Raw genomic sequence first — 12,865 nt, forward strand, 5'->3', positions numbered from 1 at the left:
TCTGCTCGCGCAACATGGCCAGCTGCTCAACACTCGGGACCCCCCACGTCGCGTAAGCCACGCTCATGCGGGCGAGTTGACGGAGTAACCCAAGAACGAATCTGCTGCGCCCCCGGACCTGCGCGGTGAAGGAAGCGAGCGCAGCTGACGCACCCTCACGTGTGCCCTGAGCGGAGAAGGCGAACGTGATACGCAGACTGAAGACTCGGTGCCATTCCGCAATGGGCTACCTTGGCCGTGCCCGCGACAAGGTCAGCGGGTACCCACTCAGTGACGGCCATCCTGGCCGACCTTGACACGGGGCGCTGATCCCCGTTCCTGCCTCTGGCCCACCGGGCCCGCACTGCGCGCGTCGGTGCCGGGGCGAGCCTGCCGTCGCAGGCTCAGCGGGTCGTGGTCGCTCGGCCCCAGGAGGAGGTCCAGTATCACCGCGTGCTCCTGGAACACGATCTCCCGAGACAGCTCACCGCCAAACCAGCCGCTCGAGGTCTCGGCCGCAGGACTTGCCCCGGCCGTCGGCGTTCGTTCAGCAGCGGCGTTGAGGATCGCCGCTTGGCTAGGTGACCGGGCTGCCAGGGCTGCGTGCCGAGTGGCCTCATCCATGTGCCGGATGGTCGCCTGATACCGGGCCCGTACGGCGGAAGCGATCGCGTGCCCCGAGGGGTCAAGATCGCCGGAGTACTCCAGCGGGACACCGTTGTCGACGGCGAGGGCCAGGAGGGTGTGGTCCACCGCGGTCAGCGTTCCCGAGGTGCACACGATCGGCCGGTCGGTGCCCCGCATGAGGGCCTCGTCGACGACCGACGGGTTCTCCACCACCAGCCAGGTCCGGCTGGGGTCGAGAGTGGGCGGGTGAGCGGTCAGGTCGTGGAGGGTCATGTGGACGGGGCGGTTGTCGGAGCGCGCGAGATTCAGTGCGCGATCGGTGGGTCCGTCGCCGGTGGCCGCGACGTTGAGGACGAGCACTGTCTGGGAGAGGCGGTCCGCGATGACGCCGAGGCGCGCGAGCATTGCACGTTCGGCGGCCGGCGTGTCCGGCTGCGGGGCCTGCAGGAGGTCGCGGGCGAGGAGGACGACCTTGTCTCCCTGCCCGCTGTCGTTGAGGTCGAAGAAGTGCGGGTCACCGGCGCAGTGGTGAGCCAGCCGCGCGAGCGTCACGGGCCGGGGCAGCGGCAGGAGTTCGCAAAGTCGGGACAGGGAGTCGATGAGCCGTCGCCGGTCCTCCCATGATTCGTCGCTGATGCCGTAGGTCCGCAGCCGCGCGGTCAGCAGAGGGGCGTCGGGCAGAGCCCGCGCGGCGTAGTCGTTGATGTCCGCGCGCATCTGGTCGGCGGCCCGGCGCTCCCCGGCGAGGTCAGGGATCTCCACCCCGGCCGCCTCCACCAGACCGCGGAGATCATCCGGGGTCCGGCCGAGGGCATCGAGCAGCTTCGCGATCGGAACGACACAGCCCTTCCCCGTCGAGCGCAGGGCGACAGGCCGACTGCCGGGTCGGCGCCCCCGGGTGAGCCACCCGGCGACCATCGCCTGGCCGGTCCGAGACAGCGACGCGGTGACGGTCCTGATCGCTGCGGGATCGTCCCCTTGCGCGAGGCGGCTGGCGACCGCCTCCCACAGTGGACGGACGTCGAGGTCGGCGAGGTCTCCGGACATCAGTCCTCCTGCGCGAATGCTGAGAACAGATCGTCTGGGTGCTGGTCCTCGGCGTCCACGGTGAGGTCGTCGGCAGGCAGGCGGGGAGCGCCGACGTGGATGCGCGCGGTTTGGGGAGTCCCGCGCCCGGTCCAGATGCTGGGGATGGTGTAACGCATGGTGTTGCTCTTCTGGTGGATGCGGTGGATGCCGACGGCGCCGGTTTCGGGAACGAGGAGCGGCTGCATCGCGGGGAGCGTGACGAGTGCGTCGAAGTCCCATGTCCGCAGGAGGGCGAGCAGCATGCGCAGGTTCGGGGCGTCGAGGGCGGCGTTCAGCTCGTCGATGAAGATCGCCCGCGGGCCTTCGTATCCGCTGGTGGAGTAGAACGCGTGGGCGGCGGCGAGCAGCGGCAGCATGGTCGCCAGGCGCTTTTCGCCTGCGGAGAGTCGGGCCAGTGGGTTGCGGCGCGGGTTGACGGTCTGGAAGACCTCGGTGTCGTTGGTCGGGTCGTCGGAGAAGGAACGGTGGGTCAGCGAGATCTCCCACGTGTACCAGTTGCGGTAGTCGAAGACGTGCTCGACGCGCTTGGCCCAGGTGACGTGGGTGCCTTCTTCGTTCTTCAGCTGCTCGACGAAGAAGTCGTACATCCGGTCGAAGCTGCCTTCGTGGTTGACGTCGCGGATCAAGGACAGGGCTTCGCGGGCCACGGGGTCGTCGTTCTTGGGCTTCCAGTCCAGCCTCACGCCGACGCGGGCGACACCGGTGCGAACGTTCTTGAGGGTGTTCCGGATGTCGCTGACGATCTGCTCGGCGGTGTGGATCCGGACGTTGATGTCCTTGCGGAGCTCGGAGAAGACGACTCCCTTGATCTCGGTCTGGACCTGCTCGTTGAAGTCGTCCTCGAGGGAGGTGATGGCGATGTCGAGATCGGCCAGTGCCTGGCGCAGGGTTTTGGCACCGACGGAGGCGGTGCCGGTTTCCTGGTCGCGACCGTATTCGGTGACGATGACGCGTCGCCAGCCGGTGCGGGGGTCCTCCTCGGTGGTCACGTGTCGGCGGATCTCCAGCAGCTTCTCCAGGACCATACGTACACGGCTTTCCAGGTTGCTGCGCGCCGTCTGCTCGGCGCGGCGGGCCTCGTCCGTGTTCAGGCCGGCGGAGGTGGCTCGTTGTTCGAGGATCAGCTGGACCGTGTGGACCGCGTCGGTCGCGGTCTCGGGACGGCTGAGGGTCTCCGCTCCGGCGAGTTCGTCGACGAGGCCGTGGTCGAAGAGTCCCTGGACGGTCTCCAACGCCTTCTCGGCCACCTCGGACGCCTGTGTGAGGAGGCCGGCGTGGCTGCCGATCTCCTGAGTGACGAGAGCGAGGTCGACCTCGACGTCCTTCTCCTCCTGCGTGTGCGCGGTGAGCAGCTCGCGTAGTTCGGTCTGGGCGTTCTGCGAGTCCTCGAGCTCGGCCAGGAGGTCCTTGTAGGGCTGGTCGTGCTGGCGCAGTTCCTCGGTGTAGTGGTGACGGGCGGTTTCCGCGGCCGAGGCGTCAGCTTCCGCGCGCTCACGCAGAGAGCCGGCGTGACGTTCCGCGTCGGAGGCTGCTGTGCGGTGTGCTACCGCGGCCGCGAGGGTAAAGAATGTCCGGATTGCCTCGTCGGCCCAGTCCCCGAGCCCGCGATGAAGATCGCGCAGTGTCTGCCGGTGGCCGCGGAGGGGTTCGGCGTCGGTCGGCACGGTCACGTTGGTGACGCGGGCCTTGCGGTGCAGGGTCGTCTTCGCGCCGAGGACCACGGCACTGTGCCGGCCAACTTCCCGCTCCAGGTCGACGAGCGCGTCGGCGGCCTGTGCTGCGTGTCGGAGCCCTTCGGCTGCGGCGGCCCTGGTGGGCAGGACCGCTGCGAGTTCGGCAGGAAGGCTGCTGCGGTCCTGGTCGATCTCAGCTGCGGCTTCCTGCGCGGTTCGCCAGGCGGCTTCGGCCACGGTGTGTTCACCTTCGACCGTGATGGCGTGCTGAGCGGCGGCGTGCATGACGGCCGTGTTGGTCAGCGCCGTGCGGGCAGCTTCAAGGCACGCCATCACCAGGCCGGGCAGTTCCGTGCACACAGCCTGAGCGGCGCGCACCGCGCCGGTGGACGGTTCCACGAAGGCGGCCCGGCACGACAGCGACGCTGTCAGGTCGGCGTCCTCGGCGGCGTGCAGCGCCGAAGCGGCGGCACTCTCGGCCTCGCCGGCCGCGGCCTCCTGCCTGGCCGCGTTCGTGGTGGCGGTCGTGGCGATGCTCGCCAGCTCCAGCCACCGGGCAGGGTGGGGGAAGATCCGCTCCCGGTCGGCTGTGGCCAGGTTGCCGGTCAGCGCCTCGACCAGCTGACGGGCGGTATCGAGAGCTGTGACCGCCTCCTGTCGCTGGGCGCGCAGGTCGGTGAGCAGGATCTGGCGCATGCGTTCACGGGCGGACGCGCCGATGTAGCGCGGCGTCCAGCCTGTGGGGCTCTGGGCGTGGAGCGGGCCGAGGTGGACGGTGCCGTCGGGAGCGAAGGCCGCCTGCCCGGGGACGGGAGGCTCGCCGTGCTCCAGGACCCGGATCGACGCCAGCACCTCTCGGATGCGGTCAGCAGCGACCGGCGCTTGCGGGTCGGGCACCAGCAGATCGGCGAGTGTCGGGCCCTCGCACCTGGACGTTGGCAGCAGTGTGACGTCGCCGGCCGTCAGTTCCCCGTCCGGTGACACCCAGGCGTCCAGAACACCGCCCGCGAGCAGTGCGCCCTCCAGCTGGCCGGCCTCCTCGGCGGGCAGGTGGCCGGCGAAGTCGACAAGGGCCCACAGCGGGGCACCCGGACGGCCGTGGCGCGCGGGGCGCCACCCAGACTGGGCTGGACCTGCTTCGCTTCGTTCGGCTTCCTCGATCCGATCGTCGATCTCGTCCACCCGGGCCTCGCGGGAGGCCACGTCGATGGTCGCGGTGGTGAGCTCGGCAGTGATCCGGGTGGAGGCGAGGCGGTATGCCGTGGCCACGTCCTCCGTCAGCGCTTCCGCGTCCACGGCCCGGGGGATGCTCTGCTCGTCCGGCAGTCGCAGCAGCTCACGGTCCAGAAGGGTGAGCGAGGCCGCCCACCGCTTGGTCTCCCGTGCCCATTGGCGGCCTGCCTGTTCGGCATCCGCCTGGTGTTCGTCGGCGCGGGTCCGCAGCCCGGTTGCGGTCTCCCGTGCGTCGCGGGCGTCGTTACTGAGGCGCGAGGCGTGGGCGGTGGCCGTGGTGGCGGCGTCGAGCGCTTCGCCTGCGTCTTGCAACAGTGTTCGTCGTCGGCCGAGTTCGCCACGGGCACTGTCGGCGAGTTCGGCGACAGTTGCCTCCAGGTGGTCCGTCATCGGGGCGGTGTCCGGCGAGGGCATGCGTTCGGCGAGCTCGGCGACGTGCTGGACGGCCTCGACCATTTCCTCGACGCCGACAGGGATGCGCGCCAGCTTCCTGGCCTCGGTGGCAAGGGCGCCCGCGCGTTCCCGGGCCCGGCTGCCGGCCTCGGAGGCGGTGACACGGGCAGCTTCGGCCTGCGTGATGGCGGATGCGGCACCGGCGGCCAGCGCCTGGGCCCGGACCTGCATGCCGGTCAGATCCAGCGCGGCCAGTGCTTCGGCCGAGCTCTCCTGAAGCCAGCCGTAGACGGCATCCGGATCCAGCGTAGGAGCGGCGACAAGCTCACGTGGCGGAGCCGGTAGGCGCACCAACCCGGCGGTGAACCTCGCCAATGCCTGGCGGGCGTCATCCTCGGCCTGCTCCGCCGCTGCGACGAGCCGTTGGGCTTCCTCACTTGCGGTTTCAGAGTCCTGCCGGGCACCGTCGTACCGTTCCTTAGCGTCGGCCTGCGCCGTGAGCAGCAAACTGAGCGCACCGAGGGCCGCGCTCACCTCCTCCGCCGCGGACGACTGCGCCTCCAGCCAGGCGGCCATCTGTTCCCGGGCGCCCTTCACCTCCTGTTCGAGCGCGGCGGTCGGCTCCTGCGTACGGGACTTCCCGAGCCGGTCGGCCGCCTGGGCCATGGCGTCGTGAAAGGCGCCTGCACCGGCCTCGGCCGCCGACTGGCCGACCTCCCGCGTCAACGAGGCGAGCCGACCGACTGCCTCCTCGGCTTCCTGTTCCGCTTCGCTGCAGGCGTTGTGCGCCGTCAGGTGCGCGCCGGCGGCGTCCCCGGCGTCCCGAGCGCTCGTGCGGGCCCGCTCTTCCTGCTGTTGTGCCAAGGCCGCGAGGCCGCCTAGGTCCGCCCCGGGATGGCCGGCGACTCGGCCTTCCAACGTCTTGATCGTCTGGGCCAGCAGGCCGAGCCGGCGCTCTTCGTCCCGGACCAGTCGGCTGGCTTCCCGCAGACTCTCCGTAAGGTTGTGCTGCCGGTCTGACAAGGTCCGGTGCTGCCCGAGGAGTTGGCGGTGGCGTGCGTGCTCGTCGCGGAATTCCACCGCCGCAGTGGAGGCCGCAGCTGCGACGTAGCGGCGGTAGACCGCGCGAACGCCGTTGAGGACCTCCTTCTCCTTGCGGGCGCTGCGCAGCCGGTCCTGAAGCTGTTCCGTCTTCGCCAGCGCGTCGGCGAGAGTCTGCACCCGCCTGGCATCCAGCGACGGCAGCGCCGAGGTGAGTGTGGCTTGCATCGTGCTCGGGCTGATCTTGTCGTTGGCCTGGACGCTTCGTAGCGCGCGAAGGACCGACCCGAGCGCGTCCATCTTGGAGAGGTCCAGCGGCTGGTACATCGCCGTTCGCACCGCCTCGGTGTATTCCTCCTCGCGGCGCACGACGGAGGTGTGCTCCTTGCAGGCGTTCTCGAGGGTGGTGGAGGAGGTGAACAGCAGGCCACCGTGCTGGGCGAGCTGGCTCGCCAGGTCGCCGATGTCGACCGGCATGCCGTCGCGTTCCAGTGTCAGCTGGGCGTTCACCCGTGCCGGGACGAGGAACCAGGCCCGCTCCAGGGAGGTGCGCTCGCCGCCGCTGCTCTTGAGCCACAGGCCGGCGGTCAGCCACTGCGTGCAATTGGTGCCCTCGGGGCCGGGGTCGGTGCGGCCGTACTCCTGCCACCATGTCCCGCTCTTCGCCGGGCCTGGCCGCCCTTGGGTGTGGATGCTGGTGAGGGTTCCGGCAGCATCGCCAGAGGCCGAGAGGCTCTTGGAACTGATGTCGCCGTCGATGAACGTCGGACACAGGACGCCACCAGTCAGAGACTTCCCCGAGCCGTTCATACCGACCAGGGCCAGCCACCCGGCGCTGAAGACGAACTGTTCCTCGCTCCACTGCCAGGAGTTCACGGCGCCGGCCCGGGTCGCCTGCCACCGGCCCACGGCACTGGGATGCGGATCCAGGACGAGCGTCTTCCTGCGCGAACTGCCCAGCCCGGCCAGGCTCTCCAGCGTACGGTGGTGCTCAGTCATCGAGGCTCTCCCGCCCATCGGTAACGCCTGAAACGGTCGCGTTCTTTGCCGTGCTGGTGGCATGGGAAACCCGGACCTGCCACAGGTGGACGGCCGGTGTCGGCCGCCAGCCCGAGCCCGGCGGAGGATCGGCGCTCACGATCCCGGCCGACCGCAACTGCTGGATGCCGGCTTCGGCCAGTGCACGCTCCCCGCCCGGGCCCTGATACCGGCGGGCCCACCACGGACGCTCGGCCAGCTCCCTCCGCAGCTGCGATGACGCCCACTCAATTCCGAACCAGTCCATCGGTTCGTCCCGACCGACAAGAGCCTCCAGCAGGAGCAGCGCCCCGTGCTGTTCGAGACTGCGCCCGGCGGGAAACGTCAGATCGGTGCTCCGTCCGTAGGGGTCGGAGACCGACCACCAGTCGCGGCGCACGGTGCACACGAGTCCGGCAGCTGCGGCGGCTTCCAGGGCGCGCTCGCGCCCGGTGTAGGAGGACAGGTACTTGCCCGCCTCACTGGCGGGGTCCGGTACCACGCCGGGATCATCCAGGATCGCTCGCATCGCCAGGTGCCTGCGGCGCCTCTCCTGGGCCTTCACCGGGGCGTCCTCGGGCAGGTCCTGCTGATCCGCGCACAGGGCCGCGGCATGGGTGTCCGGCCGGTCGACATCGATATCCAGCAACGAAGGCGCGACGGAAGCGGTCAGCAGGGCAAGGCGCTCGCGGCGCGCCGTAATGACCAGATCGAGTCCCTGGTCCTGCTTGAGCTGGTCCAGGGCGACATCTGACTCGATGACGTGCCAGGACTCCAACAGCAGCAGGGCGTCGATGAACGCCCGCCTGTGAGCGCCCGCGGTTGCCTGCTTCTCGCCGGCGTCGGCCACCGGACGAAAGCGCGGCAAGCGGCCAAGGTCCGCCTCAGTCCCGCACGCCTGAACCACCGCACGCTGCAGGTCGTTGAAGGTCGCCTGCGTACTGCGCCACAACTGCTCGCAGATCAGGCTGGCCAGGACCAGGACCAGCGGGGATGCGGGAACCTCACCGGACTTGCCTCGCCGCACCACAGGGCCGCGGTCCGACGGCGGGTCGGCTCGCCGTTTGTACAACCGGCACAGCCCCTCGGAGCGGTAGACCTCGAAGCGCCAGCCGACTGTGTGGTCGAACCAGGAAGCCACCTCCCGCTGGTGCGCGGAAGCCAGGCCGAACAGCTCCGGATCGTCCTCGACGGAATGAATCTGCTGGCGCAGCATCCTTGCCACCACGACGCCGGCCTCGGGCTCCAGCCCTCGGGCGGAGCCGCTGCCCGAAGTACGAGACTGAGCACTCATCACGCAACCGCTCCTTCCTCGTAGTCCAGCAGGCTGACCTCGACGAGCACATCCGGCGCGGTCAAGGTCCCGTCCTCGAACTCCACGGTCACCATCTGCTCCGGATCGCCAGGCCACAGGGTCAGCGCCGCGCCGACCGTGTAGGTCGACCCGTACCCGGCGGAGTCGTCGAAACCGTTCAGGGCCTCCTCCAGCAGTCCGACCAGCACCGCTGTGTGGTCCGCGGCCAGGCCCTTGAAGAAGGACAGCGGGACAGGGCCGGGGGTGGCCAGATCGCGCGCAATCGCCTCCAGACGGTTCAGCTCCGCGTCGTTCTGTTCCTCTCCATGGCGTCGTTCGAGGCCGAGGTCAGGGATCTTGCGAGGCCGCCCGGTCGACTTCGCCCCGCGCTCGGTACTGCGCAGGACGACCTTCACCTCGTGACAGGCCCCGCCTTGCGCGGTGTCGTGGACGGCGATGTCCTCCTCGGTCGGCGCGAGCGCGTGGCGTGCCGGCCACATCCCGAACGCCGCCGCGAACACCTCATAGGCAGCGGCAGCCGTCGGCTGCGCGTGAAGCATCCGAGCGATCTGCCGGAAGTCCGCACCCACATCACTGCCGCGCGTCGTGGCGTAGTAACGGCGGTCAATGGCGCCGAGCAACGCGTGAATGGCATCCGCCGCCGCATCCACGAGACGCTCGATGGACCCCCTGGGCGTGAACCACGCCTGAAGGTCGCCCAACTCCCGTTCCCTGTCGGCGGACCAGCTGTCCTGGGCCTCGGGCTCCAAGATGCCAGCACCCGGGACGGCCCTCTTGACCACCGACGCCACACCCACCGCGTTCAGCTCGTCGAAGGCCGAACGCACCCGCCCCAGGGACTGCTCGGTACGCCGGGCGAACTGCCGCAGAGCCAGCAGAATGTGCTCGCGGCTCGTCGCGAACACGGCGTCGTTGCTGACGTCGTGCTGGGCCAGCGTCCCCACCGCGCTGTAGAAGTCGCCGCCCGCCTCCTGCAACTGCTCCAGATGCGCGTTGACGTGCCCCAGGGCAGGGGCGAGCATCCCCGCGTCCTCCCGGTAGTGAAGCAGCAGCCCGCGCAAGGTCTGTTCCACGGCATCGAGCAGCCGAGGCGGCAGCTGCAGGGTGCGGTCGAGCCGACCCACTGCCTCCCGCACGGCGGCGACCATCACCCGCCCCTCCCTGGTCAACGACCACGCCTCACGCCGTCGCCCGCCATCGGCGTAGCTGCCGACCGGGGCGCTGTAGTTCCGGAAACGGGTCACATATCCCGTGTCCGTAAGCCTCTCCACGACGTCAGACAGGGCTTCGTTGCCGACCGGATCGCCATATCCGACCTCGGAGAGGAGCCCACGGATGTCGGACAAAGTCCACATCGGCCCGCGACTGCTCGCCAGCAGCAGCGCCCCGAGCACTGCGGCCGACAACTCCCTCCGCTCGTCGTCCTTGTCGGCGAAGACCCCGAACAGGTCCGTATCGAGCATGCGCCACCAGGCACCGGTCACCTTCAGCTGCCCTTTCGAGTGCGACTCCCCGGACACGTCGATGGCCGAGGCGAGAAATCAGCCGGAGTCGGGCGCGGCACAGCCACCCCAGTGTCCGACTCCCCCCGACACAGAGACACCGAGCACCATAAGGAGCAGCACTGACAATTCACAGAAATAGAACAAAGGGGCGAATATAATTGGCCTGACATTGACTTGATTCACTCCGGCGAATGCCTGACGAGAGAGCCGCTGAAAGTGGAAGCCCCCTCTCCGCCCGACTGCTACTGAACTTGAATGCGTGATGTCGCTCGGACGGGTGAAGCAGCAGCGTTCGCCTGCCGGTGGAGGGACGGTCCCGGTAGTCGTGTGCTGTGAGATATGCACAGGGCGGCGGTTTGACCGACGCGGAGAGGGCGGCGCGGGAGCGGATCCGGCAGCAGGCCGTGGAGCGCTTCGAGGGCGGCGAGAAGAACCGGGAGATCGCGGCCGCGCTGCGGGTGAGCGTGCGTTCGGTGGAGCGCTGGCGCCGGCAGTGGCGCGAGGGCGGTTCGGCAGGTGTGGCTTCGAAGGGATCGCCCGGTCGTCCGAAGCTGTCCGACATCCAGATCGTGCGACTGGAGCGGGAGTTGGAGCGCGGGCCGCTGGTCCACGGCTGGCAGGACCAGCGGTGGACCCTGGCACGGGTGAAGACGTTGATCGGCCGGCTGTTCCACGTCTCCTACACCGTGGAGGGCACCTGGGCCCTGCTCAAGCGGCACGGCTGGTCGTGGCAGCAACCGGCCCGCCGGGCGATCGAACGCGACGATGCGGCAGTGGAGTTGTGGAAGAAGGACACGTGGCCGCAGGTAAAAGCGCCGCGGCGGCCCGCGACGCCTGGCTCGTCTTCGAGGACGAAGCCGGGCAGTCGATGAGGCCGCCGCGCGCCAGGACCTGGGGCAGGCTCGGGTGTACCCCCGTCGTGCGGGTGCGCGGCCGGGGATCCGGTCGGGTCTCCATGGCGGGGCTGAGCTGCTACAAGGCGGGTCAGCGGTCCCGGATGTTCTACAGCTTCCACGTCTACCGCGGCCGCAAGGGCGAGAAGAAGGGCCTGACCTGGCAGGACTACCGGGACCTGCTGATTCGCGCGCACATTCAGCTCGGCGGCCCGATCGTGCTCGTGTGGGACAACCTCCGCGCCCACCTGATGCCGCCGATGCAGGAGTTCGTCCAGGCGAGTAAGGACTGGCTGACCGTCTTCCAACTCCCCTCGTACGCACCGGACCTCAATCCGCAGGAGGGCATCTGGTCGCTGGTCAAGCGCACCATCGGCAACCTCGCCGCCGCCGATCTCGATCAACTCGCCCGAGCTGTCAGGCGCAGCTTGAAGAAGATCCAGTACCGGCCTCACCTCATCGACGCCTGCCTCGCCACCACTGGCCTGATCATGGACGGCTGATCAACCTCAAGCCGACATCACGAATTCAAGTTCAGTACCCACACAAGGAGAGAATCACTGTGGCCACGGACTACGACGCCCCGCGGCGCACCGAGGACGACAACGCGGAAAGCCTCGAAGAACTGAAGTCCCGCCGTGAAGAGCGGCGACCCGGCGCAGCAGGCCTGGACGAGACGGAAGAGGCCGAGACCGTGGAACTCCCCGGAGCCGATCTCTCCGGGGAGGAGCTGACCATCAAGGTCCTGCCGCAACAGCTAGACGAGTTCGTCTGCGCGACCTGCTTCATGGTCCACCACCGCAGCCAGCTCGCCCACACGGACGACCAGGGCAGGATGATCTGCCGCGACTGCGCCCCCTGACAGCCGTCGCCGCGCCCGCTGAGTGGACAGTGTCAGTTGCGGCGAGTAGTCAGGACGGCGAACGAGACTGGACGCACGACCCGCCAGTGCCGAGCGTCGATGGCTGGCCGAGGTACGGTCCGGCCGGATGAAGCGAGGCGACAACGACCGCGCAGACGCGACGCCACGGGTGGACGGTCATCACCGCCCCGTAGAGGCAGGCGAGTCGGACCACCCCGTGACGGAAGTGGGCAGCGCCGCCCGGCCGGCTTGGCCGCGAGGAGTGAGCCGCACTGAGCGAACGCGACGGCGGAGAAGGGCGATCGACGGAGAGCGTCAGCCGTAGGGGACCACCGCGAGCGGGCTGTGGACGTGGTGGACCGCCGCCTGGGCGACCGGGCCCAGGTGCGCGCCGAGAACCGCGGTGCGGTTGCGACGGCCGACGACCAGGAGATCCGGCCGGCCTGCGGCCTCGACGAGCGTCGCGGCAGTGCTGCCGCGCAGCAGGGAGGCCACCACCTCGACGTCGGGGTACTTCTCCCGCCACGGGCCGAGCGTGTCGGTGAAGCGCTGCATCGCCTCGGTCGCCACCACCCTGCCGAGGCTCGCGGTCACCGCCGGGGCCAGGTCGCTGCCCATCGGTGGCTGCCAGGCATGGACCACACGCAACGGCACCGAGCGCAGGGCCGCGGACTCGAACGCGAAGTGGAGCACCGCGTCGCACCGGTGGTCGAGGTCCAGCCCGAGGACGACCTCGCCGGCGGACCGCGGCGTGTCCTTCGCGGCGCGAACGAGGACGATCGGGCAGTGGGCCCGGCCGAGGACGTGCCGACTGACCGATCCGACGAGGAAGCCGTGGAACACACCCAGCCCGCGGGATCCCAGAGCCAGCATCGAGGAGTGCTCACCCGCCGAAACGAGCGCGTCCCGGGCGAGGCCGGACCGGTGGACGGCGGTCACTTCGACCGTCGACAGTTGGGCGCGCAGTTCGGCTTCCTGCCGACTGAGTCGCGTTCGGCTCTCGGCCACGGCATCCGGGGTGCCGAGCACGTGATCGGCGGTCCACGGCCAGGCCAGGAGCAGTCTAAGGCGCATGCCCCGGAGTTCGGCCTCGCGCGCGGCCCACTGCGCGGCCGCGATGCTTTCGGGCGATCCGTCGTATCCGACGGTGATCAGGCCATTCACGATGTCCTCCAAGAGGCTTCGGACGGCGGGTCCGCACTCAGCCCCGCGCGCCCCCGGCCGGCGACCCCGGGGTC

Annotated in this window: 8 protein-coding genes; 3 read left to right on the top strand and 5 right to left on the bottom strand. The window is 69.6% G+C overall.

Annotation, left to right across the window (positions count from 1 at the left end):
• Positions 1-267: 267 nt before the first annotated feature.
• From ACKUU6_RS07280 to ACKUU6_RS07295, 4 genes are all read right to left on the bottom strand, one after another.
• A complete protein-coding gene (locus ACKUU6_RS07280) occupies positions 268-1,653 on the bottom strand; it encodes a DUF2399 domain-containing protein (RefSeq protein ID WP_407987639.1) in 1,386 nt (461 codons plus the stop codon).
• Positions 1,653-7,034 (bottom strand): SbcC/MukB-like Walker B domain-containing protein, encoded by a 5,382-nt coding sequence (locus ACKUU6_RS07285; protein WP_407987640.1) that lies wholly within the window; start codon positions 7,032-7,034, stop codon positions 1,653-1,655. The genes ACKUU6_RS07280 and ACKUU6_RS07285 overlap by 1 nt, the downstream gene beginning before the upstream one ends.
• Positions 7,027-8,268 (bottom strand): DUF2398 family protein, encoded by a 1,242-nt coding sequence (locus tag ACKUU6_RS07290; protein ID WP_407987641.1) that lies wholly within the window; start codon positions 8,266-8,268, stop codon positions 7,027-7,029. Before ACKUU6_RS07290 ends, ACKUU6_RS07285 begins: the two co-directional genes overlap by 8 nt.
• A 77-nt stretch (positions 8,269-8,345) precedes the next feature.
• Positions 8,346-9,851: a DUF2397 family protein gene (locus ACKUU6_RS07295; protein ID WP_407987642.1), complete on the bottom strand. Its 1,506-nt coding sequence runs from the start codon at positions 9,849-9,851 to the stop codon at positions 8,346-8,348.
• A 353-nt stretch (positions 9,852-10,204) separates the two neighbouring features.
• Between ACKUU6_RS07295 and ACKUU6_RS07300 the strand changes: the two genes are divergently transcribed.
• Genes ACKUU6_RS07300 through ACKUU6_RS07310 form a run of 3 tightly spaced genes read left to right on the top strand, consistent with a single transcriptional unit; the run spans position 10,205 to position 11,627 of the window.
• Entirely contained in the window at positions 10,205-10,744 is a 540-nt protein-coding gene (locus ACKUU6_RS07300; RefSeq protein ID WP_407987615.1) for a winged helix-turn-helix domain-containing protein, read from the top strand.
• A complete protein-coding gene (locus tag ACKUU6_RS07305; protein ID WP_407987614.1) occupies positions 10,669-11,268 on the top strand; it encodes a transposase in 600 nt (199 codons plus the stop codon). The genes ACKUU6_RS07300 and ACKUU6_RS07305 overlap by 76 nt, the downstream gene beginning before the upstream one ends.
• A gap of 59 nt (positions 11,269-11,327) precedes the next feature.
• On the top strand, positions 11,328-11,627 hold the full coding sequence (locus ACKUU6_RS07310; protein ID WP_407987643.1) for a DUF4193 domain-containing protein: 300 nt from the start codon (positions 11,328-11,330) through the stop codon (positions 11,625-11,627).
• Between the two features lie 315 nt (positions 11,628-11,942).
• Here the strand turns inward: ACKUU6_RS07310 and ACKUU6_RS07315 are convergent, their stop codons facing one another.
• A complete protein-coding gene (locus ACKUU6_RS07315; protein WP_407987644.1) occupies positions 11,943-12,791 on the bottom strand; it encodes a universal stress protein in 849 nt (282 codons plus the stop codon).
• Between the last annotated feature and the right edge of the window lie 74 nt (positions 12,792-12,865).

The sequence above is a fragment of the Kitasatospora sp. CMC57 genome, assembly GCF_045866025.2.
Lineage (GTDB): Bacteria > Actinomycetota > Actinomycetes > Streptomycetales > Streptomycetaceae > Kitasatospora.

Coding starts and splice junctions, on each gene's coding strand:
- ACKUU6_RS07280 (WP_407987639.1), bottom strand. CDS start 1,653: ATGTCCGGAGACCTCGCCGACCTCGACGTCCGTCCACTGTGGGAGGCG.
- ACKUU6_RS07285 (WP_407987640.1), bottom strand. CDS start 7,034: ATGACTGAGCACCACCGTACGCTGGAGAGCCTGGCCGGGCTGGGCAGT.
- ACKUU6_RS07290 (WP_407987641.1), bottom strand. CDS start 8,268: ATGCTGCGCCAGCAGATTCATTCCGTCGAGGACGATCCGGAGCTGTTC.